At 36.3% G+C, this 25,520-nt stretch carries 26 protein-coding genes and 1 tRNA gene; 15 read left to right on the top strand and 12 right to left on the bottom strand.

Features of this window, described 5'->3' with window-relative positions; all coding sequences use genetic code 11:
• The first annotated feature begins 1 nt into the window (after position 1).
• The 4 genes from AO58_RS0109200 to dnaG all read left to right on the top strand — a co-directional run bounded on the left by AO58_RS0109200 (position 2) and on the right by dnaG (position 5,023).
• The gene (locus AO58_RS0109200) at positions 2–562 is read left to right on the top strand and encodes an RNA polymerase sigma factor (RefSeq protein WP_024981436.1); all 561 of its coding nucleotides are present in this window, start codon (positions 2–4) and stop codon (positions 560–562) included.
• A complete protein-coding gene (locus AO58_RS0109205) occupies positions 549–1,217 on the top strand; it encodes a hypothetical protein (RefSeq protein WP_024981437.1) in 669 nt (222 codons plus the stop codon). The genes AO58_RS0109200 and AO58_RS0109205 overlap by 14 nt, the downstream gene beginning before the upstream one ends.
• Before the next feature lie 40 nt (positions 1,218–1,257).
• Complete coding sequence (locus tag AO58_RS0109210) at positions 1,258–2,301, top strand: hypothetical protein (protein WP_024981438.1); 1,044 nt, start codon at positions 1,258–1,260, stop codon at positions 2,299–2,301.
• 745 nt (positions 2,302–3,046) lie between these two features.
• Complete coding sequence (dnaG, locus tag AO58_RS0109220; RefSeq protein ID WP_024981439.1) at positions 3,047–5,023, top strand: DNA primase; 1,977 nt, start codon at positions 3,047–3,049, stop codon at positions 5,021–5,023.
• A 147-nt stretch (positions 5,024–5,170) separates the two neighbouring features.
• On the opposite strand, the gene AO58_RS0109225 is transcribed toward dnaG, so the two are convergent.
• Positions 5,171–5,800, bottom strand: a complete 630-nt coding sequence (locus tag AO58_RS0109225; protein WP_024981440.1) for a LuxR C-terminal-related transcriptional regulator — start codon at positions 5,798–5,800, stop codon at positions 5,171–5,173.
• A gap of 89 nt (positions 5,801–5,889) precedes the next feature.
• Positions 5,890–6,690, bottom strand: a complete 801-nt coding sequence (gene nadE, locus AO58_RS0109230) for an NAD(+) synthase (protein ID WP_024981441.1) — start codon at positions 6,688–6,690, stop codon at positions 5,890–5,892.
• 174 nt (positions 6,691–6,864) lie between these two features.
• On the opposite strand from nadE, the gene gldB reads away from it, so the two are divergent.
• Both gldB and gldC read left to right on the top strand, forming a co-directional pair.
• On the top strand, positions 6,865–7,821 hold the full coding sequence (gene gldB, locus AO58_RS0109235) for a gliding motility lipoprotein GldB (protein WP_024981442.1): 957 nt from the start codon (positions 6,865–6,867) through the stop codon (positions 7,819–7,821).
• Complete coding sequence (gene gldC / locus AO58_RS0109240) at positions 7,821–8,159, top strand: gliding motility protein GldC (RefSeq protein ID WP_024981443.1); 339 nt, start codon at positions 7,821–7,823, stop codon at positions 8,157–8,159. The genes gldB and gldC overlap by 1 nt, the downstream gene beginning before the upstream one ends.
• Before the next feature lie 216 nt (positions 8,160–8,375).
• Here gldC and AO58_RS0109245 read toward each other — a convergent pair.
• A tRNA-Val gene (locus AO58_RS0109245) sits at positions 8,376–8,453 on the bottom strand.
• An 85-nt stretch (positions 8,454–8,538) separates the two neighbouring features.
• Positions 8,539–9,783: a bifunctional folylpolyglutamate synthase/dihydrofolate synthase gene (locus AO58_RS0109250; protein WP_024981444.1), complete on the bottom strand. Its 1,245-nt coding sequence runs from the start codon at positions 9,781–9,783 to the stop codon at positions 8,539–8,541.
• A gap of 128 nt (positions 9,784–9,911) precedes the next feature.
• Between AO58_RS0109250 and AO58_RS0109255 the strand changes: the two genes are divergently transcribed.
• A complete protein-coding gene (locus AO58_RS0109255) occupies positions 9,912–10,607 on the top strand; it encodes a MotA/TolQ/ExbB proton channel family protein (RefSeq protein ID WP_024981445.1) in 696 nt (231 codons plus the stop codon).
• A 2-nt stretch (positions 10,608–10,609) separates the two neighbouring features.
• On the top strand, positions 10,610–11,005 hold the full coding sequence (locus tag AO58_RS0109260) for an ExbD/TolR family protein (protein ID WP_024981446.1): 396 nt from the start codon (positions 10,610–10,612) through the stop codon (positions 11,003–11,005).
• Positions 11,006–11,166: 161 nt separating this feature from the next.
• Here AO58_RS0109260 and AO58_RS0109265 read toward each other — a convergent pair whose 3' ends face one another.
• The gene (locus AO58_RS0109265; protein ID WP_024981447.1) at positions 11,167–12,060 is read right to left on the bottom strand and encodes a hypothetical protein; all 894 of its coding nucleotides are present in this window, start codon (positions 12,058–12,060) and stop codon (positions 11,167–11,169) included.
• 289 nt (positions 12,061–12,349) lie between these two features.
• The gene (locus AO58_RS0109275; protein ID WP_024981448.1) at positions 12,350–13,576 is read right to left on the bottom strand and encodes a Glu/Leu/Phe/Val dehydrogenase dimerization domain-containing protein; all 1,227 of its coding nucleotides are present in this window, start codon (positions 13,574–13,576) and stop codon (positions 12,350–12,352) included.
• 104 nt (positions 13,577–13,680) lie between these two features.
• On the opposite strand from AO58_RS0109275, the gene AO58_RS0109280 reads away from it, so the two are divergent.
• Entirely contained in the window at positions 13,681–14,274 is a 594-nt protein-coding gene (locus AO58_RS0109280) for a TetR/AcrR family transcriptional regulator (protein WP_024981449.1), read from the top strand.
• A gap of 313 nt (positions 14,275–14,587) precedes the next feature.
• On the opposite strand, the gene AO58_RS0109285 is transcribed toward AO58_RS0109280, so the two are convergent.
• A complete protein-coding gene (locus tag AO58_RS0109285; protein WP_024981450.1) occupies positions 14,588–15,178 on the bottom strand; it encodes a chalcone isomerase family protein in 591 nt (196 codons plus the stop codon).
• A gap of 467 nt (positions 15,179–15,645) precedes the next feature.
• Here AO58_RS0109285 and AO58_RS0109290 point away from each other — a divergent pair, with 467 nt between their 5' ends.
• The 6 genes from AO58_RS0109290 to AO58_RS0109315 all read left to right on the top strand — a co-directional run bounded on the left by AO58_RS0109290 (position 15,646) and on the right by AO58_RS0109315 (position 20,930).
• Positions 15,646–16,785 carry an acyl-CoA dehydrogenase family protein gene (locus AO58_RS0109290; protein ID WP_024981451.1) on the top strand — a complete coding sequence of 380 codons (1,140 nt, stop codon included), beginning with the start codon at positions 15,646–15,648 and terminating at the stop codon, positions 16,783–16,785.
• 104 nt (positions 16,786–16,889) lie between these two features.
• Positions 16,890–17,567, top strand: coding sequence for a Crp/Fnr family transcriptional regulator (locus AO58_RS0109295; protein WP_024981452.1), 678 nt, complete (start codon positions 16,890–16,892; stop codon positions 17,565–17,567).
• Between the two features lie 75 nt (positions 17,568–17,642).
• Positions 17,643–18,239: a peroxiredoxin-like family protein gene (locus tag AO58_RS0109300; protein WP_024981453.1), complete on the top strand. Its 597-nt coding sequence runs from the start codon at positions 17,643–17,645 to the stop codon at positions 18,237–18,239.
• Between the two features lie 294 nt (positions 18,240–18,533).
• Positions 18,534–19,211 carry an SDR family NAD(P)-dependent oxidoreductase gene (locus AO58_RS0109305; RefSeq protein ID WP_024981454.1) on the top strand — a complete coding sequence of 226 codons (678 nt, stop codon included), beginning with the start codon at positions 18,534–18,536 and terminating at the stop codon, positions 19,209–19,211.
• Positions 19,212–19,238: 27 nt separating this feature from the next.
• A complete protein-coding gene (locus AO58_RS0109310; protein WP_024981455.1) occupies positions 19,239–19,838 on the top strand; it encodes a SprT-like domain-containing protein in 600 nt (199 codons plus the stop codon).
• A gap of 33 nt (positions 19,839–19,871) precedes the next feature.
• The gene (locus AO58_RS0109315; protein WP_024981456.1) at positions 19,872–20,930 is read left to right on the top strand and encodes a mannose-1-phosphate guanylyltransferase; all 1,059 of its coding nucleotides are present in this window, start codon (positions 19,872–19,874) and stop codon (positions 20,928–20,930) included.
• Positions 20,931–20,966: 36 nt separating this feature from the next.
• Here the strand turns inward: AO58_RS0109315 and AO58_RS0109320 are convergent, their stop codons facing one another.
• From AO58_RS0109320 to AO58_RS0109340, 5 genes are all read right to left on the bottom strand, one after another.
• Positions 20,967–21,728: an ABC transporter ATP-binding protein gene (locus AO58_RS0109320; protein WP_024981457.1), complete on the bottom strand. Its 762-nt coding sequence runs from the start codon at positions 21,726–21,728 to the stop codon at positions 20,967–20,969.
• Positions 21,725–22,474 carry an MlaE family ABC transporter permease gene (locus AO58_RS0109325; RefSeq protein ID WP_024981458.1) on the bottom strand — a complete coding sequence of 250 codons (750 nt, stop codon included), beginning with the start codon at positions 22,472–22,474 and terminating at the stop codon, positions 21,725–21,727. Before AO58_RS0109325 ends, AO58_RS0109320 begins: the two co-directional genes overlap by 4 nt.
• A 47-nt stretch (positions 22,475–22,521) precedes the next feature.
• Positions 22,522–23,370 (bottom strand): glycosyltransferase family 2 protein, encoded by an 849-nt coding sequence (locus AO58_RS0109330; protein WP_024981459.1) that lies wholly within the window; start codon positions 23,368–23,370, stop codon positions 22,522–22,524.
• A gap of 94 nt (positions 23,371–23,464) precedes the next feature.
• A complete protein-coding gene (locus tag AO58_RS0109335; RefSeq protein ID WP_024981460.1) occupies positions 23,465–23,986 on the bottom strand; it encodes a methyltransferase in 522 nt (173 codons plus the stop codon).
• A 294-nt stretch (positions 23,987–24,280) separates the two neighbouring features.
• Positions 24,281–25,339 carry a 3-oxoacyl-ACP synthase III family protein gene (locus tag AO58_RS0109340; RefSeq protein ID WP_024981461.1) on the bottom strand — a complete coding sequence of 353 codons (1,059 nt, stop codon included), beginning with the start codon at positions 25,337–25,339 and terminating at the stop codon, positions 24,281–24,283.
• Between the last annotated feature and the right edge of the window lie 181 nt (positions 25,340–25,520).

Below are 25,520 nucleotides of genomic sequence, written 5' to 3' on the forward strand. Positions count from 1 at the left end.
TATGAAAGTAATTCCATTACATCATGAAGAACAAAAATTGATTCAACTTGCCATTGAAAACAATAGGCAGGCGCAACAACAGTTGTATTCTAAATTTTCTTCAAAAATGTTAGGAGTTTGCAGACAGTATATCAAAGATATTCATCAAGCAGAAGATGTAATGATTACCGCATTTATGAAGGTTTTTGTGAATCTAAGAAATTTTGAAAACAAAGGAAGTTTCGAAGGTTGGATACGCAGAATTATGGTCAATGAATGTATTTCTTTTTTGAGAGTTAATAAAAAAATGAAATATACCGAAGACGAGTTTTTTGTTGAGGAAAGTTTTGATGCCATTGGAGATCAGTTCTCGGTAGAAGAAATTCAAAATTTAATCGATACACTTCCAGAAGGGTATAAAATGGTGTTTAATTTATATGCGATAGAAGGATACAAACATCAGGAAATCGCTCAATTGCTTGGTATTTCTGAAGGAACTTCAAAATCACAATTGTCGCACGCTAGAAAAATGTTACAACAGCAGATTAACTGCTTAAAAAATAAGCAAAATGGAACTAAATAATTTTGAACAACAAGTCAAAGAGAAGCTCTCCAATCGAGAAATTACTCCCTCAGCTCAAGCTTGGGGCCGATTAGACGCCATGTTGTCTGTCCAAGAAAAGCCAAAGAAAAAAATGACTTGGTGGTATGTGGCAGCAAGTGTTACGGGACTATTATTGGTAGGGACGCTTTTTTTTAACACATCAAAAGAAAGTAATGTTATAACACCCTCTCAAGAAATCGTGGTGACTTCTACGGAAGATAAAGATTCGGTTACATTAAAGCCTTCAATTGAACCTACAAACGAAGTAAGTGTTCAGCCTAAATCTGTTTTAGCAACAAATGTCTCTAAGGTTGCCAATAATCAAAATACAAACACAAAAAATACGCATCAGGAGCTTTCAATCAACAATCAAATCACAACCACCAACAATCAAACGAGTACTACTATCGAAAAAAGCACAGAGCATCAGGCTATTGCTGCAATAGACGAAAAGGTACAAGTAGCACCCACAGTAGTCCCAAAAAAGCAAAAAATTCAAGTCGATCCTTCTACTTTATTATCACAAGTTGATGGAGAATTGGAGCTCTCTTTTAGAGAAAAAGTAATTGCAAAAGTGAATAAAAATTATCAAACCGTAAAAGTGGCTTTGGCCAACAGAAACAATCAAGAATAAAACAATCAATCATCAATCAAATTTTTAAAAACTAGTAATCATGAGAAATTTTACCATTTATCTAGCCGCCTTATTCTGTCTATTCGCCAGCAAAATGATAGGGCAAGAATCCTTCGAAAAACGAGCTAAGGAAATCGCAACACGCATTGAAAAAATCACCAAAGAAGAAAAAGCAGCGCTAAAGGAAGAAATCGAAGCCGTCAATCTTCAATTGCAAGCCGGTACAATTACCAAAGAAAAAGCCGACGAAAAAAAGATAGTTTTGGCCGAAGCCAGAGCCATCAATATCGAAGCCAGAGTTGCCAAAGAACAAGAACAATTGAACGAATTGGTACAGTTAAAAGTGGATGGAAAAATCAAAGAAGACTCTGTTAGACCATCTGTTACAATCTATTGGAACGATGACTTTGACTTTAAAAATAAAAAGAAAGAAAGAAAATTTGGTGAAAAAAGAACCACAAGCCAGTTTGTTTTTGCTGCCGGTTTAAACAATCTTATGGTTGATGGCGCGATGCAAGACAAAGATTTCAAATTTATGGGTTCTCATTTTTACGAATGGGGAACTACCTACAACACCAGAATCCTAAAAGACAATAACTTGCTGCATTTCAAGTACGGGATGTCTGTAATGTACAATAATTTACGTCCTACAAATAACCGAACTTTTGTAGTAAATGGAAACCAAACTAATCTTGAAGTATACTCAAAAGACCTCAAAGAATCTCGTTTCAGAAACGTTTATTTGGTAGTGCCAATGCATCTAGAATTCGATTTTTCGGGTAGCACCATGAAAGATGATAAACGCCAATTCCGAACCCACAAGGCCTTTCGTTTTGGTCTAGGAGGCTATGCCGGAGTGAACTTAAAATCAAAACAAAAATTAGAATACCGCGAAAACGACGATAAATTTTACGTAAAAAACAAATCCGATTTCAATACCAGTAATTTTATTTACGGTTTGAGTTCCTACATCGGCTACAAAGAAACGAGTTTGTATGTAAAATACGATTTGAATCCATTATTTAAAAACAATACAGTAGATCAAAACAATATTTCTATGGGAATTCGTTTCGATTTCAATTAAACCCAGAATCCGCATTAGACTTCGTAGCGAAACTGAATTATTCAATAAAAGCAAGAGCTCACGGACTATTTTTGAAGAAGGAATACTTTTGTATTTTGAATTTAAAAATGGGAGTAAGTTCTTGCTTTTGAAGAAGAATTTAGTTGTAGTAGATTTCTAATGCGGAATCTGGGTTAAAATTAGGAGCGAATCATCAGGCATTTCAGGCACATCGTTCCCGCCATCATTCCTAAACCTCGCGAGCTGAACCCCAGCTCACGAGGTTTTTCCCTTCTGTCGGGGCTATAAGACTAGCATGGTTTTTTTACTTGGAAGAAATTTGGTAATATCGGGTGAATGATAAATTATGTTTTGTAACTAATCAGGTGTTTTTTTGAATATTAATTGCCTCCAACTTTAGTTGGAGGGGTGCAATTTGAAAGTTTTAAAGGCTTTAGCCAAATAAAAGCAGCTAATTTTGGCTAAAGCCAATGAAATCAATCCCCATAACTCCAGCTAAAGCTGGAGCCAACTCAAAGCAAGACAAGCTGAATAGTTACTATATTTTTTTTGAAGCCACCCTGTCTATTTGAATCCGCGAAATCTGCGTGCCATAATGCGTACGCTGATTTAGTAGATTCCCCCAAGCTTTTTTGATAATTTATTAACTACTCAATTTGTCTTTTAAACAGCAGTAAGACTAAGTTTAATTATACAAAATTAACTTTGTATCTTTGGCCTTTTCCAACTTTATTCCCTTATTCAATTGATTTCAAAAGCAACCATAGATACCGTTTTCGAAACCGCTCGTGTAGAGGAGGTTATTGGCGATTTTGTACAATTAAAACGCGCTGGGAGCAATTTCAAAGGCTTGAGTCCTTTCTCAGACGAGCGTTCACCTTCGTTCATGGTATCGCCCGTAAAACAAATTTGGAAAGATTTTAGTTCTGGAAAAGGAGGAAATGCAGTGGCTTTTTTAATGGAGCACGAACATTTTACCTATCCAGAAGCCATTCGATATTTGGCCAAAAAATACAATATCGAAATCGAAGAAACAGAACAAACCGATGCCGAAAAAGCCAATACCGATGTTCGAGAAAGTATGTTTTTGGTGTCTGAATTCGCGAAAAATTATTTTCATTCCACACTATTAAACACCGAAGAAGGAAAGGCGATAGGCTATTCGTATTTCAAAGAGAGAGGCTTTACCAGCGAAACCATAAAAAAATTCGGTTTAGGCTATTCTCCAGAAACTTGGGATGCGCTGACGAAAGAAGCGTTAGGAAAAGGATATCAATTACAATATCTAGAAAGTACAGGCTTAACCATTCCAAGAGACGATCGCCCTTTTGACAGATTCAAAGGAAGGGTGATGTTTCCTATCCAAAGTATGTCGGGTAGAACCTTAGGATTTGGAGGCCGAATCTTAACCAATGATAAAAAAGCGGCCAAATATTTAAACTCTCCAGAGAGTGAAATTTATCATAAGAGCAAAGTCTTGTACGGAATTTTCCAAGCCAAACAAGCCATTGCTAAACTCAATAATTGTTATTTAGTTGAAGGATATACGGATGTAATTCAATTCCATCAGGCGGGAATCGAAAATGTCGTAGCCTCTTCAGGTACGGCTTTAACACCCGACCAAATCCGTTTAATTAACCGATTAACCAAAAACATTACCGTACTTTTTGATGGTGATGCTGCAGGACTTCGCGCTTCCATTCGAGGCATCGATTTGATTTTGGAGGAAGGAATGAACGTAAAAGTTTGCACTTTTCCTGATGGCGATGACCCAGATAGTTTTGCCAAAAAAACATCTTATGATGATTTGGTAGCTTATTTAGAGCATAATGCAAAGGATTTTATCCAGTTCAAAGCCTCGCTTTTAATGAACGAAGCTAAGAACGATCCGATCAAAAAAGCGGATTTAATTCGGGATATGGTAACGAGTATTTCTAAGATTCCAGACCGCATTCAGCGAGAAATATATTTGCAAGAATGTTCTAGGATTATGGATATTTCGGAACAAGTTTTGGTGAGTACTTTAGCGCAATTAGTGCAAAAAGATGTTGCCGAAGTAGGTAAAAAACAAAAGCAAGAGCAAAAAGCTTTTGAAGTTGTAAAAAACGAAAATCCTATAGCTCCTGATAAAGTCGATGTCTTGTACCGTTTGGAACGAAAAATCATTGAAATACTATTGCTGTATGGGAATAAAAGTGCAATTTTTGAGGATGTATTGTTAAAAGCTAATGCCGATGGCGAAATTGTTCAGGTTGTTGAACAGAAAGAATACAAAGTTTTTCATCGTATTTATCTGAGTTTGCAAGAAGATGAAGTAGAGTTGGCGAACCCCTTGTTTAGAGCTATTTTTAATGATTTGATTAATTATTATTTGCAAGAGCAGGCAGAGGGTATTGAGCAGTATTTGAAAACTTTGAAACCTGAATTTGCTCAAGAAGTAACAGATATTTTAATGGAGGAGGAGCAAATTGTCTTACACAATTGGGAAGGACAAAATATTTTTGTAAAGCAAAAAACAGAAACCATTAGTCAGCATACTTCAGAAACCATAATTTCAATTCGTGAATATTTAATCAATAAGTTGATCATGGATTTGATGAATGAATTTTCAGTAAATCCAGAAGCTGATGGGGCCGAGTTGATGGTAATGATTAATGATTACAACAAACTCAAAGTGAATATCACCGGAACAATTGGAAGAATACGTTCTACTTATTTATAAAAAATGTTACCCAAGATGCTTTTCTGAGAATGGTTTGTATGAAAATCATTTTCGATAGATTCTGAATATTTTGCCATAAAAAAGAGGCTGTCCAACGTTTCGGACAGCCTCTTTTTGTAAACAGCTAAATTTAGCTAGCTCAAATTGCTACACAATTTCTAGTGTTTTGGCTTTGTTGACTAAATCAACCAAATTGGTTACATTTAATTTTGTCAACAAGCGCAATTTGTAGGTGCTAATTGTTTTTTCGTTTAAAGAAAGAATATCGGCTATTTCATGGTTTTTCTTCCCATCGCTTAAATAGCGTAATACTTCTATTTCTCGGTTGGATAATTTACGGTATAAACGTTCGCTTTTACTTTGTTTGGCTATCAAAGCCATGTTTTTACGAACATTCTCGTTTACGATAATTTTTCCTTGCTGAACTTTGACAATAGATTGACCTAGTGTTTCAAGTTTTTCAGTTTTGTGCACATAGCCCGCCACACCTGCTTTAATTGCATTTGGAGCATAAATTTGTTCCGAAAGGCTGCTATAGATAATGATTTTTGTGTTAGGGTAGTTTTTCAACATTGCCTTGATTTCAAAAATACTAGCTAATCCTTCAAGTTCTAAATCAATTACTAAAACATCAATTTCTTTGCTTTGAAGAATTTCTCGAACCATCGAAAAATTACCTACATTGGCTACAATTGAGATCTCATCATGATCCTTGAAGTACGATTTAACTCCAAAATGAGTTACTGGAAAATTATCTGCTAAACAAACTTTAATCATGGTATTTTTTTTTTAAGAGTTGTCTATCAAAATGATTCGATAAATGTAGTAAAAAAAATACAATAATTTTTAATATTTAAGAAAATTTTTTAATTTTCTGTAAAAACACACACGGGTATTGGGTTCATTTTGTGTTGATTAGCTGAATTTAGGCGTTTGTATATGGTTAAAACCTCTTTTTCTCTATTATCAAAGTCATCTGATGTTTTGCCAGCTTCGTCTTGTAACATGGCCCACTCCAATTCATCATAGCTAGCACCTAATTGATCCTCATCGGAACGGTCGTCACCAAATAAACCATCGGTTGGAGGAGCAACCAAAATCGAATGGGGGATCTTTAAATAACTTCCTAAAGCATAAACATCTGATTTTAGTAAATCTGCAATCGGACTTAAATCCACTCCGCCGTCACCATATTTGGTGTAAAATCCAACTCCAAAATCTTCTACTTTATTTCCTGTCCCGGCTACTAATAAACCATGTATTCCAGCATAGTAGTACAAAGTGCTCATACGTAAACGCGCTCTTGTATTGGCCAATGATAAATTCATTTTATCGGTATTTTCGTGTTCTGGAACAGCCGTTTTAAAGGCTTCAAAAACAGGTGTAAGGTCTGAAATTGCACTTTTTACGTTTGGAAATCGTTCTTTTAACTGCTTGATGTGTTCTTGAGCGCGACTTACTTGAGAAGGTGCTTGATGAATGGACATTTCTATACATAAAACCTCTAAACCTGTTTGGGCACAAAGTGTTGAGGTTACAGCCGAGTCAACTCCTCCCGAAATCCCAATAACAAATCCATTTGACTTTGCATTCTTCGCGTAATCCGTTAACCATTTTACAATTTTTGAGTTAACTTTTTCTGGTGTTAAAGATGTTTTTTTAATCATTATAGTTTATGTTTTAAAAAGCAGGAATGTATATTTGCACAATGTTTTAAAGGAAATCAAATTTGAAATGATTTTAAAGCGAAAATAATTAATATATATGAAATGACCATGTTTCCAGTCTATAAACTCGAAAAAGGTAAACCTATAAAATAGCTTCGAATGAATCAAAAAATAATGAGAAAGTGTCTTTTGTCTTTACTATTGGTGTTGTTTTTTTGCTCTTGCGACAAAAAGAGTAAAGTAGAAAAAATTGTAGAAGAAATTCCAGTTGAGATAAAAGTAGAGCGTTTTGATCAAGCTTTTTTTGAAGCAAAACCAGAGAATTTATTACAATTGAAGCAAAAGTATCCTCTTTTTTTTCCACAAGGAACTGAAGATGCGGTTTGGATCGAAAAAATGCAACATCCGCAATGGAGAGAGCTTTACCAGGAAGTACAAAAAAAATATAAAAATTTTGATCCTGTAGCTGCTGATATCGCTACCTTATTTAAGCATATTAAGTTTTATTTTCCAAAAATCAAAAATCCAAAAGTTGTAACGTTGATAGGTGAAATGGATTACAATACCAAAACGATATATGCTGATAGTTTGGTTTTGGTTTCTTTAGAATTATATTTAGGAAAACAGCATCGATTTTATCAATTTCCAGAATACATCAAACAAAATTTTGAGCAAAATCAGATTGTACCTGATATTGCTTCTAGTTTTTTGCAATCCAAAATACCGCCTGCAACTGATAAAGCCTTTCTTTCTCAAATGATTGCCTTTGGCAAAGAATTGTATGTAAAGGAATTGTTGTTGCCTGATTTTTCGGAGGCAGATATAATGGGGTACACCGCTGCTCAACAGAATTGGTGTTTAGAGAACGAAGGCTACATTTGGCGTTATTTTATAGACAAAGAAATGTTGTACAGTGTAGATGCCAAGTTAATTCCTCGTTTTATAAGCCCAGCTCCTTTTTCTAAGTTTTATTTGGAGATTGATAATGATTCACCTGGGCAAGTGGGCGCTTGGATTGGATGGCAAATGGTGCGTTCTTACATGAAAAATAACGACAGTTCATTGGAGGCTATGTTGGCTATGAGTGCAAAAGAAATTTTTGAAAAATCGAAATATAAACCTAAGAAATAATGTCAAACACACATACATCAGAAATTAAATTTCAAGTTGAATTAGACGAAAACCGAGTACCCGAAAAACTATCTTGGTCCGCTGAAGATGGGGGAGTAGCACTTCAAGAAGCGAAGGCGATTATGCTTTCTATTTGGGATAGCAAACAGAAGGAAAGTATGCGCATTGATTTGTGGACCAAAGATATGCCAGTAGATGAGATGAAAATCTTTTTCCATCAAACCTTAGTGGCGATGTCTGACACCTTTAAAAGAGCCACCAATGACGAAAAAATGGCGGCCACCATGATTGATTTTTGCGATTATTTTGCCGAAAAGTTGGAGCTAAAACAACAATAATAAAACATAAAAAAAGTGATGTAGAAGTTTATCTAGATCACTTTTTTTTATTGTTTGTATTTTAAGTCTTTTAATTAGAAAGTTTAGTTGGAGCCAGTTGTGCAATATCCAGCTTTTAATTTTTGCTTCTCCTCAGGTTTATGTCCTGATCCTTTTTTTTAATAAACTTTTCATTTAAAAACAAAAAAAAACTCCTTAATTGCTTAAGGAGTTTCTTGGTGGGCGATGAGGGGTTCGAACCCCCGACCCCCTCGGTGTAAACGAGGTGCTCTGAACCAGCTGAGCTAATCGCCCTATTTTACTAGGTTGCTATCATTTCGTGATTGCGAGTGCAAATATACAACCCTTTTTGGGATGTGCAAGCAAAAATGAAAAAAAATTACAAAATTTCTGCAACTACAAAAGTACTTCCACCTACGTAGATAAAGTCAGTAGGAGCCGCATTTCTCAATGCTTCCGCGTAGGCTTCTGAAACAGAAGAATATACTTCTCCGTTCAGACCAAAAACCTCCGCTTCGGTTTGAAGTATGGTTGCTTCTAAGCCACGTGGAATATTGGGCTTGCAGAAATAATAAATCGCATTTTTGGGAAACAAAGGCAATACTTCTTTCAAATCTTTGTCATTAACTACTCCCAAAACGAGATGCAATTGGTCAAATTTCTCTTTTTGAATTTGACGCATTACGATTTCAAGACCGTTTTTGTTGTGAGCCGTGTCGGCAATTACTTTGGGTTGTTCTTTCAACTGTTGCCAACGACCTTGTAGTCCTGTGTTTTTTATTACGTTGGCCATTCCCATTTGGAGTTGTTTTGGCGAAACCACTATTGTTTTGTTTTCGTTCAAAACGGCTATGGTCTGCATAACGGTTTTCTTGTTGTGCACTTGGTAATCGCCTAATAAATCCGAGGGATAAGTACTCGAAATCAAATCCGAGGCCAAATGAATTTCTGCAAAACAACTTTTGGCTTTGCTAATAAAAACAGGCAAGGTTTCTGGAGTGTATTCGCCAATCACTACAGGAATACTTGGTTTTATGATGCCAGCTTTTTCACCAGCTATTGCTACTAGTGTATTTCCTAGAAATTGAGTGTGGTCCAATCCTATATTGGTAATGATTGAAACTAAAGGCGTAATAATATTGGTAGCATCCAATCGGCCACCCATTCCAACTTCTATGATAGCGATATCGACTTGTTCTTTTACAAAATAATCAAAAGCCAAACCTACCGTCATTTCGAAGAAACTCATATCCTGTGCTTCAAAAAACGAACGGTGTTGGTTCACAAAATCACAAACAAAGGCCTCTGGAATTTCTTCCCAAGCTTGTTCAGGAGTTGCATTCGAAATAATTTTGATACGCTCTCTAAAATCAGTGAGATGAGGCGAGGTGTACAAACCTACTTTTAGTCCTGCTTCTTTAAGAACAGAGGCTAGGAGGTGAGAGGTAGAGCCTTTGCCATTGGTGCCTGCCACGTGTATGCACCGTAATTTTTGCTCGGGATGCCCCAAGTATTCGGCTAACAAATGTACGTTGGTCAAATCTTTTTTATAAGCCGATGCGCCTTGCAATTGATACATGGGCAACTGATTATAAAGCCAGTGGAGGGTTTCTTGATAATTCATTTTTTGAGTAAAAAAGAAGGGTTTAAAATAATTTTCATTTTTTTTAGTTTAATACTAGAACGAAAAGTATCTTTAGTGCAAAATTGAAATATTTTTTAGAATTAATTCGTAAAAATCAAGAATAAAATATGTTTACTTTACTCTCTCTACAAGCCGACTCACTTACTGCTGCGACTTCTACTGCTGTTATTGAAAATGTTGCTCCAAATACTGAAATTTCGGTATTGGAATTTATTTTGAAAGGTGGGTTTTTCTTAATTCCGATTGCCATTTTGTTATTCTATACTTTTTATATAATTGCCGAGCGCTATTTATACATAGACAAAGCTTCAAAAATAGACGATCGTTTATTACGCGATGTGGGAGAGCAATTGCAATCCGGAAATATAGAATTGGCTAGAGCCATCGTAGAACGTTCTACTAATGCTTCAAGCACAATTATAAAAGAAGGAATTTTGGTGATTGGTCGTCCAATCGCAGAGATTGAATCGAATATGGATCGCGCTGCCGATATCGAAATTGGTCAAATGGAAAAGCATTTAGGCCATTTGGGATTAATAGCAGGTATTGCTCCCACACTTGGATTTATCGGAACCATTTCAGGGGTAATCAAAATTTTTTACAGCATTTCGGTTACAGAAAACATCAGTATCGGAAACATTTCTGGTGGATTGTACGAGAAAATGATTAGTAGTGGTGCCGGATTAATTGTTGGAATTATCGCCTACAGTGCCTACCATTTGCTGAACGGAAAGATTGATAATTTTGCGCTAAAAGTGCAAAAACAGATTTTAGAATTCGTTAATATTATTCAAAGAGCATAGTTATGGCGATAAAAAGAAAAAGAAGATTTCACGCCGAAGTAGCGACCTCTTCGCTCAGCGATATTATGTTTTTCTTATTGTTGTTTTTCCTAATCATCTCCACATTGGCCAATCCAAATGTGATTAAAATGACTTTGCCCAAAGCCAAGTCCAACGAAAAAACGAATAAGCAATACATTAGCCTTTCGGTTACCGAAGACAAAAAGTTCTACCTCGATAAACAACCCGTTGCTTTCGAAGACCTAGAAACCACTTTGATGAGTAAAATTGGCGGAGAAAAAGACCAAACGGTCATCGTCCGCATTCCATTCAACTTACAAGTACAAGATTTAGTAGACGTCCTTCAAATCGGTGTCAAAAATAACCTAAAGTTTGTCATAGCCACCAGTCCAAAATAAGTATAATTTGGGCGTGACCCCATAAAAGCAAAGGGGCGAATAGCATAGGTGTTATTCGCCCCTTTGCTTTTCTGCGGTCGGGCTATCCGCGCTACTTCGGTAGCCAGCTCCTATCCCTCACGCATTTTAACTAGTCCCAAGACGTATTGTTGTTACGCTATCTAATTCAAGTTGAAATTATAAACAATCTTGCCGACTTGTTTCTCTGGTGCGTTGCTGCTAGCGTCCCATTTGGTGTTCATCGCCGCAATTTTGGCTTGGTCCAGAAGACATTTGGCGGTATTGGTGGTTCCTTTACTTCCTGCAATGGCACTTATGGTGTTGCCGTTACGGTCTACGGCTACTTCTACGACTACTTTGCCTACTTCGTTGCAAGTATATTTTGGGACAGGTTTTGAGATAGCCCTGCGGTTGCCTAGAGAATAGCCTGCGCCTCCACCAGAGCCACCGCCGCTTCCTGCGCCATAACCACTTCCGGTGCCAATGCCATTTCCAGTTCCGTTGCCTCCGCCTGTGCCACCACCAGAACCTCCAGAGCCATAATAATCTTTGGCGCTCAAACTTCCGTTGGCTTTTCCTTTGTTGCCAGCTACTTTATCGTCGCCATCGCCTCCTTTGTTGGAACCTTTTAGGATACTCGATAGGGCATCGTTGGTAGCATTGGAAACTTTTGATTTTTCGACAACGGGTTTTGTCGTTTCTTTTGAGGTAGGCGTGGTGTTTTTTACTTTCTCCTTTTTAGGAATAACTACGCTTTCTTCTGTAGCCGTTTCTTGTGATAAGATGGCCTCGTCTGGAGTTGCCGATGTGGGTGCAACTTTGGTTTGGTTTTTTACGTCCAACACTTCGCTTTGGTAATCGGCACCCTGTCCCATTTCGCTATCGCCAAAGTTGACCGTCAGGCCACCGCCGCCACCGCCAGCAAGTGCTGTAAAGGAATCGGGGTTGTAGGGAGGCCAAAAGCGGATAAAAAATAAAATCAACAGCAGTATTCCGTAGATTACTAGGGAAAAGGCGATGGCTTTTTTCTTATCTGAGGTAACTGGGGATTGCATTATGGTTTTGAATTTTAAGTATGGGTTAAAAACGCTGAAAAGTACTAAAAATTGTCAAGAAATGCGTCGGGTTGTATTGAAAATGATGGCAAAAATTGACCTTGTTGCTCTCTAGCCCCGATGGCAGTGGCATCCTTTGCCTTTTTTCTTTAAAAAGGCAAAGATATAACGGACAGCGGGACGATGCTGCCCAGAAAGCCTTTTGTTGCTGCTCCTAAAAATGAAATGGGAAAGTATAAAAAAAGGTGCGGTTGATGAGCCGCACCTTTGGGAAATTTGTATGTTGATTTTATACCAATTGTTTCAAAGCGATTTCGAAAGCCGTCGCGCTAATGTTGTTTTTTGCAGCGCTTAAAGCGTGTGCTTTTACGATAGCATTTTTGATGGTTTCGGACGTGTCTTGAAAGATGGCTTCGTCAGTCATTTGTACTTTTTTCTCCATAAAATATGCAAAAACTCTAGCCATTCCACAGTTGGAAATAAAGTCTGGAATCAAGCTTACTTTGTGGTCTACGTCTTCCATAATTGGGCCAAAGAAGATTTCTTTGTCGGCAAAAGGAACGTTCGCGCCACAAGAAATAACTTCCAATCCGTTGGCAATTAAACTGTCGATTTGGGATTGGGTTACCAAACGTGAGGCAGCACAAGGCGTGAATATTTCTGCGCCAATAGTCCATATTTTTTGGTTGATTTCTTCAAATGGAATCATATCTTCGGAAACCAATTTGTTACCGTCTTTGTTCAAAAATAAGGTTCTGATTTCTTCGAAAGAAAAACCATTTTCGTTGATTAATCCTCCGTCTCTATCAATGATTCCGACGATTTTAGCGCCCATTTCGGCTAGATAAAAAGCTGCGGCCGAACCTACGTTTCCAAAACCTTGAACAATCGCTTTTTTGCCTTTGATATCGCCACCGTAAATGCTGTAATAGTGTCCAACAGCTTGAGCCACGCCATAACCGGTAATCATATCGGCAACGGTGTATTTCTTGGTTACATCGGGAGAGAATTTTGGGTTTTCTATTACTTTGATTACACCTTGGCGTAATTGCCCGATGCGATTGATTTTGTCTGCTTCGGTAGGTTTGAAGTGTCCGTTAAAAACTCCTTCTTGTGGATGCCAAACGCCACATTCTTCGGTCATTGGGATGACTTCGTGGATTTCGTCTACATTCAAATCACCACCAGTTCCATAATAACTTTTTAATAAAGGAGAAACTGCCTTGTACCAACGTTGCAAAACGCCTTTTTTTCTTGGGTCGTTAGGGTCAAAGTTGATACCTGATTTGGCACCACCAATCGCAGGTCCAGAAACAGAGAATTTTACTTCCATCGTTTTGGCTAGAGACAAAACTTCGTTCATATCCAATCCTTTTCTCATTCTTGTACCGCCACCAGCAGCACCTCCACGTAAGGAATTGATTACGGTCCATCCTTCGGCCTCGGTTTCAGAATCTTTCCAATTGAAGATGATTTCAGGCTGTTTATTTTCAAATTTCTTTAATAAATCTTTCATTAAAAATGGGTGTTATTTTGTTAAGCAAATTTACTTTTTTCAGTATATGAAAAAAAAAAATTCACATTTTTTGAAATATTTGATACCAATCGGTATCTTTGCGTATGAAGTCGTCAGAAATTACAAAAAGCAAGGTGCTGCAAGAAGCAATTACTCTTTTTAATATAAAAGGGTATCGCGCTACTTCATTGAGTGACATTACCAATGCCACTGGATTGACAAAAGGCGCCATTTATCGCCATTTTGAAAATAAAGAGCAATTAGAAATCGAGGCATTTCAAAAGATGATGCATTCGATTTTTGGGACTTTGCAAAAAAGAATCAAAGCTGAAAAGAACACAAGAGATAAGTTGTTTTGTGTTTTAGAGCTTTTTCAGGCTTATGTTATTGCTCCTGATTTCGTGGGCGGTTGCCCATTATTAAACCTAGCAATTGAGGTCGATGATACTCAAAGCCCACTTAAAGACAAGGCTTTGGCAGTGTTACATTCATTCAAAAATTGCATAGAGACAATAATTATTAACGGTAAAACTCATAAAGAAGTAAAGGGTATTGTTAATGAAAAATTGGTTGCAATTGTTATTTTGTCTTCGCTGGAAGGAGCGATTATGATGAGTAAACTTCAGGATTCTACTGCTGATATTGAGGCCGTGGTAAAACACCTTAAAAATTGGATTGTGGCTGATGTTTTAATTTAAAAGATAATCGATCAAATTAATACCAATCGGTATCAAAAAGCATTAAGAATAGAAAAATTTAAGAAATAGCAGCTTGTGAAAGTAGGGTTTTAGCTTCTTTTATTTGTCAATATTGATCTAAAAATACTTCTTAACAGCAAAAAAAAAACATTGTTGGTGAATGGAAAGCATTATTTTTGGGAGAAAGAATTTAAAATAGTTTTCTAAATTTAGTATTTGCTTGACAAGTACATATGACAGAAAATGCCGTTGTGAGTAATGTTATCACAACGGCATTCTATTTTTTTAATGTCAAAAAGAGAGTGAAATGCTTTTATTTTACTTTTCCTAAAAGCGCTTCTTTGAGTTCCAAGTCTACTGGATTTTCAGAAAGCCAAATACCAAAAAAGGCTTTTTTGAAATCAAACCCTTGAATTTTCCCTTCCAATTGGTTGTTTTTGTAAACTAAAATAGATTTTTCAGTTGAAGAATAAATTAAATTGAAGGCGTCATTCTCTACTGTTGCTTCTCTATTTAATATTTTTTCTAATAAATCTAATTGGTTTTTAAATTTATCCAAGTTTTCTTCTCCAATAGATTTTGTCATTCCTTTGTGTAATGATTTTGATAGTTTTTGAGAACTTACCAAAGCAGAGGTAACTTGCAAACGAATCCCCATATTGGTATCACTATCCAAAATATCTTTGGCATCTTCAGATAAAACAGTCAAATACAAAGCTTGCACATATACTTCTGTCCAAAATGTAGTTCTTGAACCAAATCCGTTGAGTTGTAATTTTTGGTTCTCAAAATCGATTGTTCTTGGAACTGAAACGCCGTTGATAGAAAATTTTTCTTGAGCTTTTCCAGTTGCAGCGCAAAGGGTTAACATCAAAATTAAAAGTAATGTAATCGAATTTTTCATAATTTATTGTGAATTAAAAAACAGTGTGCAAATTTAAATCAAGAAAAAGGTTTCTCAATATAGTTTTTTTGAATTAGTTAATTTTTCAATTATTCTGAAATAATTTCAAAATCAATAAGGTGTAAATGTAGTATATAGTATATTTTGAATGTTTTATCGGTACTTATAGTGTTAAAAATATAGTATTAAAAAAGGGGTAAAATAAAGTGGTTGAAAGGTTTAAGCTATAAAAAAAAGTGAGTATGTAAATTATTGCCGATGATAACTTGGATGAGGATTTATAATTTGTAAAAAAAGCAATCGTTATTAAATTCGAATAGTTAAATCTAATTTTTATTTTTTTTCCAAAAAAAATAGATAATATTTTGAACAAACGCTAAATTCACGAAATCGTTTGAATTTCTGATTTATTAATTCTATTTTTGGCTCCAAAATGTCAATAATTACAATAAATAACGATACATACTATGGATTTTAATCTTACTGAAGAACATTTAATGATTCAACAGGCAGCAAGAGATTTTGCTCAAACAGAATTGCAAGCTGGAGTTATTGAAAGAGATGAACACTCTAAGTTTCCGACCGAACAAGTTAAAATGATGGGTAACTTAGGTTTCCTTGGGATGATGGTCGATCCTAAGTATGGTGGAGCGGGCTTAGATAGTATTTCTTATGTTTTGGCGATGACTGAAATTGCCAAAGTAGATGCGTCTGCTGCCGTAATTATGTCAGTAAACAACTCTTTAGTATGCGCAGGATTAGAAAAATATTGTAGCGAAGAGCAAAAAATGAAATACTTGGTGCCTTTGGCGAAAGGCGAAGTTATTGGTGCGTTTTGTTTGTCAGAGCCTGAAGCAGGTTCGGATGCGACTTCACAAAAAACTACCGCTATAGATATGGGAGACCACTATCTATTGAATGGGACAAAAAACTGGATCACCAACGGTGGTACGGCGTCTACTTATTTAGTAATTGCTCAAACCGATATTGAAAAAGGACATAAAGGAATCAATGCTTTCATCGTAGAAAAAGGATGGGCAGGATTCGAAATTGGACCTAAAGAAAAGAAAATGGGTATTCGCGGTAGCGATACACATTCGTTGATGTTTACCGATGTAAAAGTGCCTAAAGAAAACAGAATTGGAGCAGACGGTTTCGGATTTGCATTTGCCATGAATGTGTTGAATGGTGGGCGAATTGGTATCGCTTCGCAAGCGCTTGGAATTGCAACAGGGGCTTATGAGTTGGCTTTGAAGTATTCTAAAGAAAGAAAAGCATTTGGAAAAGAGATTTTTAATCATCAAGCTATCGCATTCAAATTAGCCGATATGTATGTTAAAATTACAGCGGCGAAATTGTTGATCATGAAAGCCGCTTGTGAAAAAGATGCTGGACAGGATATTGCGCATTCTGGTGCAATGGCCAAATTGTATGCTTCTGAAATTGCTTTGGAAGTAGCGAATGAGGCCGTTCAAATTCACGGTGGAAATGGATATGTGGCAGAATACCACGTTGAGCGTATGATGCGTGATTCAAAAATTACTCAAATTTATGAGGGAACTTCAGAGATTCAAAGAATAGTGATCTCAAGAGGACTCACGTTATAATTTTTTTTTTTTTTAAAGGTAAGCCATTAAAAGATATTATTGTTGTGTGAACGATAATCTTCTTTTAATGGTTTTTTATTTTTAATAATAGATATATTTGTCCTATGTCGGATGAATTAAAGTATTGGTATTTGCGAGATCACAAATTGTTTGGCACCTTAAGCGGAAGCCAATTAAAACAATTGTGCATTATTACGGGATTTAAAAAAGCTAGAAAAGCCGAAGTTATCTACTTGTCTTCCTCTGATTTACCTCGTGTGTTTTTGCTCAAAAAAGGAAACATAAAAATCGTATCTGTTGATGAAGAGGGTAATGAAACCATAAAGGATATCATACAAAAAGGAGATCTATTTGGAGAGTTGGAGTTAGATAGCGATAAAAATTCAAACGAATATGCTAAAGCGCTCACAGATGAGATTATAATTTGTAGTTTTTTACTTTCGGATTTTGAGAACTTGTTGTTGCAATATCCAAACTTAGCTTTGTCGTACACGAAGTTTGTGGGGCTAAAAATGAAACGTATAAGGAACAAGTATGCAAATCTTATTTCAAAAGATGCCAAAACCCGATTACTTACTTTTTTAAAAGAGTGGGCAGAAAGAGAGGGAAAACACCATGGACATCGTATTATTCTTGACAATTATCTTACCCAAAATGATATTGCTCAAATTATTTGTACCTCAAGACAAACGACTACCCAATTACTCAACGATCTGGGAGAAAAGGGGATACTTCATTACAGCCGAAAAGAAATTGTCATTGAAGATATCTCGCTTTTGTGATTTTTTAGAAACTGTCAAGTAACCGACATTTGCATTTGTCAAAGCGATGTAGTTTTGGAGTAAAATATAAATATTATGAAAAAATTACTCTTAATCACTTTTCTATCATTAGTTGTAATGGCTAATGCTCAAAAGGAACTGCCCAAGACAGCACAAGATATTTCTCCTTTGTTAATTGGAGAAAAAGTGCCAGCGCTTAGTTTACTTTCATCTGAAGGAAAAAAAGTGCAACTGCTAGATTTGTTGCAACAACAAAAAACGATATTGGTTTTTTATCGAGGCGGATGGTGCCCGTATTGTAATGTGCAATTAGCAGCTTTAGGGCAAAGCGAACAAGAATTGTTAGGTCTAGGATACCAAATTGTTGCCGTAAGTCCAGATGCTCCAGCGGCTATGAAAGTCACAGACGAGAAAGAAAAACTAAATTATTTGCTGTTATCTGACAGCAAAGGCGAATTGTCTCGAGCGATGGGTTTGGCTTTTCAAGCTCCAGAAAACTACAAACCAATTATAACAAAGGGTTCCGAAGGAATCAATGCTACTTTTTTACCCGTTCCTGCAGTATTTTTTGTTGGTACGAATGGTTTGATTCAGTTTGAGCACATTAACCCAGATTATAAAAGTAGAATTTCTACCAATTTATTGCTTGCGGTAGCCAAAGTATTGCCATAGTTTTTTAGTGAAATAAATGAACTGTAAAAAGAATTAGCTCAAAGTAGTATTACTTTGGGCTTTTTTTTGGTTTTCTGTTTCATGTACAATTCAGTCTTAGGCTTTTTGGTAAATCAAAAGTAAGAGCTTTCAGATGGTTTCCGAAGAATAAATTCGATCTAGATTCATCTTCAATGTGTAAATCGGATTCATAGAAGGGTTATAAAATGAGTTTTTATTAAATTCATCAACATTGTACGATAAGCTTTTGCATTTTACAAACTCAGATTGTTTCGGTTTTGTTATTTTTGCTCTATGAAAAAAATTATCATTACGGGCACCAGTAGAGGTATAGGATATGAATTGGCTTTGCAATTCGCTAATGCGGGTCATCAAGTTTTGGCTATTTCAAGAAAAACTCCCCAAGCGTTGATCGAGAACGAAAACATCACTTGTTTGTCTGTCGATTTGTCTACGGAAGAGGATTTGTATAAAGTAACCGATTTTTTGGATAGTACTTGGAAAAATGTAGATGCGATCATTCATAATGCAGGCGCTTTATTGAATAAACCTTTTGCTACCATTACGCAAGCGGATTTTGAAGCCATTTATAAAGTTAATGTTTTTGGAGTGGCCAATTTGACGCGAGTTGTTTTGCCTTATTTGCAAAAAGGAAGTCATGTGGTTACCATTAGTTCGATGGGTGGAGTACAAGGAAGTTTAAAATTTGCTGGTTTGGCGGCTTACAGTTCTAGTAAAGGAGCGGTAATTACCCTTTCAGAATTGCTAGCCGAAGAATATAAAGCACAAGGTATTGCGTTCAATGTATTAGCGTTAGGAGCCGTTCAAACTGAAATGCTTGAAGAAGCTTTTCCTGGGTATCAAGCCCCACTTTCGGCAGCAGAAATGGCAAACTATATTTTTGATTTTGCTCTAAACGGAAACAAATACTATAACGGAAAAGTATTACAAGTAACAACTAGTAATCCGTAGCCCCTTAACCCCAAAAGGGGAATTACTATGAGCGAAACTCTTTTAAAATATTTGCCCGAACATGCCGTAAAGCCAGTTTTTGAACTGATTGTTGCGAATCAAGTGCATCTGAAAATTGTCAATGAGCGTGTTACACGTCATGGTGATTATCGTAAAGGAATGAGCGGAAAGCACGAAATTACGGTGAATGCGAGTTTAAACCAATACCGTTTTTTGATCACTTTAATCCATGAAATTGCGCATTTGGTGGCTTTTGAAAAATTTGGTCGTAACATTAAACCCCATGGTGCAGAATGGAAGTATACTTTTCAGCGCTTAATGATTCCTTTTATTAGACCCGAAATTTTCCCCAACCACTTGCTGCCCTTGTTGGCGCGTCATTTTAAAAATCCAGCAGCAAGTAGCGATACAGACACTACTTTAGCTTTAGCTCTAAAACAGTTTGACCAACAAAACGATAAAAATTATATCTTTGAGATCCCTTATGGAAGTGTATTTAGAATCCATAACGGTAAAATTTTCCAAAAAGGAGCCTTAAGAACCAAACGATACGAGTGTGTAGAACTGAGTTCTAAACGCATGTATTTATTCAATCCGAATGCGGAAGTAGAATTGTTGCCGCATTGATTGCGGTGCTTAATTCTAGTAAAACGAAATACCATGAACAAAAATTATTACGCCATTTTGATGGCTGGAGGAGTAGGATCCCGGTTTTGGCCTGTAAGCACTACAGAATTTCCAAAACAGTTTCACGATATGTTGGGAACGGGAGAAACACTTATTCAAAAGACATTCAGTAGATTGTCGCAGCTAATTCCTAAAGAAAACATCTTAATTCTGACCAATGAAGCTTACAATGCGATAGTGTTAGAACAACTGCCAATGGTGAGTCAGGAACAAATTGTTTTGGAACCTGCCATGCGAAATACGGCTCCTTGTATTTTATTTGCCTCCCTAAAAATAAAAAAGAAAAACCCAAATGCTGTTGTTGTAGTAGCACCGAGTGATCACTGGATTGAAGATGAAATGCAGTTTATAGCCAATTTGCAATTGTCTTTTGATCTCTGTGCTCGAGAAGATTCACTTATGACGTTAGGGATTTTACCAACGTTCCCTAATACAGGATATGGGTATATCGAATACGATAAATTAGATAGCAGACCGATAAAAAAAGTAGTACAGTTCCGAGAAAAACCAGATTATGCTACAGCCCGAAAATTTATTCAAAGTCGTAACTTTTTATGGAATGCGGGAATTTTTATTTGGAGTATTCATTCCATTCTGAAGGCTTTCGAAACCTTTCAGCCCAAAATGTTAGCGCATTTTATGGAGGGTTACTCTAGTTATAATACACCCACAGAAAATGATTTTATCAAAGAATATTATCCTTTGGCCGAGAATATTTCTATCGATTATGCCATTATGGAAAAAGCAAAAAATACTTTTGTTTTGTCAGCGACTTTTGATTGGAATGATTTGGGAACTTGGGGTTCATTGTATGATAAGTTGCCCAAAGACGACAAAGATAATGCAGTAGTCAATGCTACAGTGGTTTTAGAAAATGCCTCACATAACATCATTCGAACCGCTACTAAAAAGACCGTGGTTATCGATGGTTTGCATGACTTTATAATAGTTGATAAAGAAGATGTTTTGCTGATTTATCCTAAAAGTAAGGAACAAGATATTAAGTTAATTGCTAACAAATTGAAGCAATAAAAAAAGAGGCTTGATCGCAAAATCAAGCCTCTTTTTTTATCCTTTTAAGTAGGCTTCGCGCACTTTTTTGAATAAGTTCGATGAATACACAAAATCAACTATCGCTTGATTGTCGGTTCTAAAAATTTCTTCTTTGGTACCTTGCCATTCTTTGATTCCGTTTTTCAGGAAGAGGATATTTTCTCCAATTTCCATCACAGAGTTCATATCGTGTGTATTAATCACTGTGGTAATGTTATATTCCTCTGTGATTTCTTTAATCAAATTATCAATGATAGTTGAGGTATTTGGGTCCAATCCTGAGTTGGGTTCATCACAGAACAAATATTTTGGATTGTTGACAATGGCTCTTGCTATAGCAACTCTCTTTTGCATCCCGCCAGATATTTCCGAAGGTAATTTTTTGTGTGCGTCAATCAAGTTGACTCTTTTTAAAACAAAATCTACGCGATCTCTGGTTTCCGATGGAGAATTGTGTGTGAACATTTTTAGAGGAAAACCAACATTTTCTGCCACTGTCATAGAGTCAAACAAGGCGCTTCCTTGGAAAACCATACCTATTTCCGTACGTAATTCTCGTTTTTCTTCGGGTAAAAGATCGGAATAAATTCTGCCATCAAATGAAATTGTGCCCACTTCGGGTGAATGAATTCCCAAAAGACTTTTTAGTAAAACAGTTTTTCCAGAACCACTTTGCCCAATGATCAAGTTGGTTTTTCCAGCTTCAAAAAGGCAAGAAACTCCTTTTAATACTTTGCTGCTCCCAAAAGACTTTTCTATGTTTTTAATTTCGATCATGAGCCCAATAATAACTGCGTTAATATGTAATTGAAAGTAATAATACAAACCGAGGTCCATACGAACGACACGGTACTAGCTTTACCTACTTCGAGTGCGCCACCTTTCATGTAATACCCATGAAAGGAAGGTATAGTAGCCAATAGCATGGCAAATATTAGCGTTTTGATAAATGCGTAGGTTATGTGAAAAGGAATGAAATCCAATTGTACTCCTGTAATAAAAGATTCACTAGAGGTAAAACCACCATAAACGGCAGCCATCCAACCACCAAAAATGCCTAAAAACATACTAATTCCTATAACGAATGGAAATAATAGCAAGGCAACTATTTTTGGGAAAACTAAATAATTGAGTGAATTGACTCCCATTACTTCTAAGGCATCAATTTGCTCGGTTACACGCATGGTACCTATACTTGAAGTTATAAATGATCCCATTTTACCGGCCATAATTACCGAAATAAAAGTAGGGGCAAATTCTAAGATTACCGATTGACGTGTAGCAAAACCAATTAAGTAGGTTGGAATTAACGGATTGGTTAAGTTCAAAGCGGTTTGGATAGATACAACTCCGCCCACAAAAAACGAGATAAAACAAACAATCCCCATGGAGTTGATGATTAGGTCATCGATTTCTTTAAAAATAAGATCTTTCATCACAGACCATTTGGTTTGTTTGATAAAGATTTCTTTGAGCATCAAGAAATATTTCCCGATTTGTGATATGTAGCGAATTAGCATCATAGGTTGTAAAATAGTACCAAAAATAGTAATTAGTTTTCAACTGTTTGTTAAAACAGTTTTTCTTTCATTTTTTTCCAGCGGTAGTTTCTGAAAAATTTAGCTTGCTCTGCTGTTACAAATAATGGTTTGCCAGATGATTTTGCTTTCCAAAAACCCATTATGTAATCTATAAATAAAAGAGGTTTCCCTTTTCGCATGGCCAATTTTAATGATGAAATTGCCGTGATGATAAATCCGTAACCCAAGCTGTAAAAAGCTTCTCCTTGTTTGTATCGAGCGGCTTTGTTGTAGCTTGCGCCAGTTGGTTTGAGGTGTTTTACATGCAAACTTTCGTCAGTGACTACTTTCCAATTGTAAAACTTGCACAGCAACTCGTCAACGGTATCCCAACCCATTGCAGGTTTTAGCCCGCCAATTTGTTGGAAAGTCTCTTTTCGATAAGCTTTTAGCGCACCACGAATATGGTCTTTATCGGTTAAGTTTTCGAGTATCCACTCCCCATTTTTTTCGATGTAACAAAATCCACCCACCATGCCAATGCGCTCATCGGATTGGAAATGTTTGATAATGGTTTCGAAATAATTGGAAGGGAATATTAAATCGGCATCAATCTTTACAATTAAATCATAGTTGTCGTCCAAGGTTTCGAATCCTTTTTCAAAAGCTTGAATGACTTTGCTACCTGGCAGATGTATGTTTTCTGATGATTTGTTGACTAAACTTATGTATGGATTGTTTTTAGCAAATTCCAATACAACATCAGAGGTTCTATCTGTTGAATTGTCATTGACCACTACAATTTTTGAAGGCAATACAGTTTGCGAAATCAGTGATTGCAGTGTCAAACCAATTAAAGCTTCTTCGTTATAAGACGGTATGACGATGTAGTATTTCATAAAAAATAAAATTCCAAAATTTTAAAATTCCAAATTCCAAAAGATTGGATGAGTCCAAAATTGGAAATTGGAATTTCATTTTTGTGATTTGTTTTTAGGCTCGTTCAGCGTAAACAATGTAATATCTTGGTGTAAAAAAACGCAATAGCGGACGGAAGCCTATTTTTTTTACGGGATGTGTAAATTTTTCTCTGGCAATGATTTTCCAGTCTGTTTTTTCTAACAACCAGTCCAATTGCCAGTCTTCAAATTCGTGGTAGTGTCTGTCCCACATGTCAGATTTGCTACGATAAGCAGGTGAAAACCATAAACGAAGTGGGATTGAAATCAATAATTTTTCGCATTTTACATTTTGTAAAACGGTATAGGGATTCAATAAATGTTCAAAGATTTCGAAGGCGGTAAAAACTGTATAGTCTTCAGTTTGTAAGGCGTTTTGATTGTTGTCTAAATCTTCGCCAGTGGTGTTTTTTACGGTATATCCATTTTCTTCCATAATTTTTGAGAAAGGGTTAGGAACTCCTAAATCAAAAATGGTTTCTTGGGTAGTGATGTGTTTTTGTAAAAATTCTAAAGTATGCTTGAATCGTTTATTGGGAAATGTTTTTTCGTACATAGTAATGTGTGTTGACCTTTTGGAAACAAGGCGCAAATATACAAATTATATGCGTTTTGAAGGCATTGTATAGCCCAGATAAAAGCGAAAAGCCCACAGCTCTGGGGTTTAATTTTTGCTGGTGCATCAAAGCGACTAAAAGAAGCTCTTGAGGCGCCTTGTAAAAATAAACTCCAGGGCGAGGACTTGTAGTGGATAGCTGGATGGGCTCCTTATTATGTGGATAGTCCTTAGTGATTAGCATTTGTTAGGGAAACTTCAGCTAAGGACTTAGGACTAAGTTACTAATCACTACTAATAGCGATATACAAAGGCGTTCACATTCATACCGGCACCAACGGAGGCAAACATAATGACGTCTCCTTTGTGAATTTCGTGGTTTTCGATTTGTCCTTTGGTGAGCAAGTCGAATAAGGTAGGAACAGTTGCAACACTGCTGTTGCCTAATTCGTGTATGCTCATGGGCATGATATCGGCAGGAGGCGTTTGTTTATAGAGTTTGTAGAATCTGTTGATGATGGCTTCGTCCATTTTTTCGTTCGCTTGATGGATGAGGATTTTTTTGACTTCGCTGATGTCGATGCCGCTTTTATCCAAACAGCTTTTCATGGCTGCTGGCACTTTACTGAGTGCAAATTCGTAGATTTTACGTCCGTACATTTTAATGTAACGTGTTTTTGGATCTAAATCGGGATTGTATGATTTTCCGAAAAATAGATAATTGGCTTCGTCTATGGCAAAAGTTCCGCTTTCGTAAGAGAGCATACCTGTTTCAGAATCTGAGCCTTCAATAATAGCTGCTCCAGCTCCATCAGCATAAATCATAGAATCTCTATCGTGCGCATCTACAACTCTTGATAGGGTTTCGGCTCCAATGACTAAACAACGCTTGGCCATTCCTGAAGTAATAAAGGCATTGGCTTGTAGCACGCCTTCAATCCAACCAGGGCACCCGAAAAGAATGTCATAAGCCACACATTTTGGATTCTTGATTTGCAATTTGTTTTTTACTCTTGTCGCTAGACTTGGTAAAGTATCTGACTGAATGGTTCCGTGGTTTACATCGCCAAAATTATGGGCATAAATGATGTAATCGATGGTTTCGGGATCAATTTTGGCATCTTCTATTGCTTTTTCGGAGGCAAGATGTGCCATGTCCGAAGAGTTGATATGATCCTCTGCATATCTGCGTTTTTCGATTCCAGTTATGCCTTTAAATTTATCGATAACCACATCATTAGGGTAGGCGAAAGGTGTTCCATCCTCGTTTAAAAAGACGTGTTTATCGAAGTCGGTATTTTGGATTTTTAGGGTTGGAATGTAACTTCCAATCCCTGTTATTTGTATTTTCATTAGATATAAATTGGCATTATAAATGCTAAAGTAAGCATTAAAAAATAATTTGTAGCAGAAAATATACTATGCATGCATATAATTATCAAATAACAGTATTTTTGATGATTTATTGTATATTTTTTAATGAAATTTATATTTTTTTGTTATTTCAATCGATTGAAATAAGCTGTTATTAAGC

It is taken from the genome of Flavobacterium succinicans LMG 10402 (assembly GCF_000611675.1).
Lineage (GTDB): Bacteria > Bacteroidota > Bacteroidia > Flavobacteriales > Flavobacteriaceae > Flavobacterium > Flavobacterium succinicans.

Excerpts from the sequence above, each read along its gene's own strand:
- AO58_RS0109200 (WP_024981436.1), top strand. The coding sequence starts at position 2 with ATGAAAGTAATTCCATTACATCATGAAGAACAAAAATTGATTCAACTT.
- AO58_RS0109205 (WP_024981437.1), top strand. The coding sequence starts at position 549 with ATGGAACTAAATAATTTTGAACAACAAGTCAAAGAGAAGCTCTCCAAT.
- AO58_RS0109210 (WP_024981438.1), top strand. The coding sequence starts at position 1,258 with ATGAGAAATTTTACCATTTATCTAGCCGCCTTATTCTGTCTATTCGCC.
- AO58_RS0109225 (WP_024981440.1), bottom strand. The coding sequence starts at position 5,800 with ATGATTAAAGTTTGTTTAGCAGATAATTTTCCAGTAACTCATTTTGGA.
- nadE (WP_024981441.1), bottom strand. The coding sequence starts at position 6,690 with ATGATTAAAAAAACATCTTTAACACCAGAAAAAGTTAACTCAAAAATT.
- gldB (WP_024981442.1), top strand. The coding sequence starts at position 6,865 with ATGAGAAAGTGTCTTTTGTCTTTACTATTGGTGTTGTTTTTTTGCTCT.
- gldC (WP_024981443.1), top strand. The coding sequence starts at position 7,821 with ATGTCAAACACACATACATCAGAAATTAAATTTCAAGTTGAATTAGAC.
- AO58_RS0109250 (WP_024981444.1), bottom strand. The coding sequence starts at position 9,783 with ATGAATTATCAAGAAACCCTCCACTGGCTTTATAATCAGTTGCCCATG.
- AO58_RS0109255 (WP_024981445.1), top strand. The coding sequence starts at position 9,912 with ATGTTTACTTTACTCTCTCTACAAGCCGACTCACTTACTGCTGCGACT.
- AO58_RS0109260 (WP_024981446.1), top strand. The coding sequence starts at position 10,610 with ATGGCGATAAAAAGAAAAAGAAGATTTCACGCCGAAGTAGCGACCTCT.
- AO58_RS0109265 (WP_024981447.1), bottom strand. The coding sequence starts at position 12,060 with ATGCAATCCCCAGTTACCTCAGATAAGAAAAAAGCCATCGCCTTTTCC.
- AO58_RS0109275 (WP_024981448.1), bottom strand. The coding sequence starts at position 13,576 with ATGAAAGATTTATTAAAGAAATTTGAAAATAAACAGCCTGAAATCATC.
- AO58_RS0109280 (WP_024981449.1), top strand. The coding sequence starts at position 13,681 with ATGAAGTCGTCAGAAATTACAAAAAGCAAGGTGCTGCAAGAAGCAATT.
- AO58_RS0109285 (WP_024981450.1), bottom strand. The coding sequence starts at position 15,178 with ATGAAAAATTCGATTACATTACTTTTAATTTTGATGTTAACCCTTTGC.
- AO58_RS0109290 (WP_024981451.1), top strand. The coding sequence starts at position 15,646 with ATGGATTTTAATCTTACTGAAGAACATTTAATGATTCAACAGGCAGCA.
- AO58_RS0109295 (WP_024981452.1), top strand. The coding sequence starts at position 16,890 with ATGTCGGATGAATTAAAGTATTGGTATTTGCGAGATCACAAATTGTTT.
- AO58_RS0109300 (WP_024981453.1), top strand. The coding sequence starts at position 17,643 with ATGAAAAAATTACTCTTAATCACTTTTCTATCATTAGTTGTAATGGCT.
- AO58_RS0109305 (WP_024981454.1), top strand. The coding sequence starts at position 18,534 with ATGAAAAAAATTATCATTACGGGCACCAGTAGAGGTATAGGATATGAA.
- AO58_RS0109310 (WP_024981455.1), top strand. The coding sequence starts at position 19,239 with ATGAGCGAAACTCTTTTAAAATATTTGCCCGAACATGCCGTAAAGCCA.
- AO58_RS0109315 (WP_024981456.1), top strand. The coding sequence starts at position 19,872 with ATGAACAAAAATTATTACGCCATTTTGATGGCTGGAGGAGTAGGATCC.
- AO58_RS0109320 (WP_024981457.1), bottom strand. The coding sequence starts at position 21,728 with ATGATCGAAATTAAAAACATAGAAAAGTCTTTTGGGAGCAGCAAAGTA.
- AO58_RS0109325 (WP_024981458.1), bottom strand. The coding sequence starts at position 22,474 with ATGATGCTAATTCGCTACATATCACAAATCGGGAAATATTTCTTGATG.
- AO58_RS0109330 (WP_024981459.1), bottom strand. The coding sequence starts at position 23,370 with ATGAAATACTACATCGTCATACCGTCTTATAACGAAGAAGCTTTAATT.
- AO58_RS0109335 (WP_024981460.1), bottom strand. The coding sequence starts at position 23,986 with ATGTACGAAAAAACATTTCCCAATAAACGATTCAAGCATACTTTAGAA.
- AO58_RS0109340 (WP_024981461.1), bottom strand. The coding sequence starts at position 25,339 with ATGAAAATACAAATAACAGGGATTGGAAGTTACATTCCAACCCTAAAA.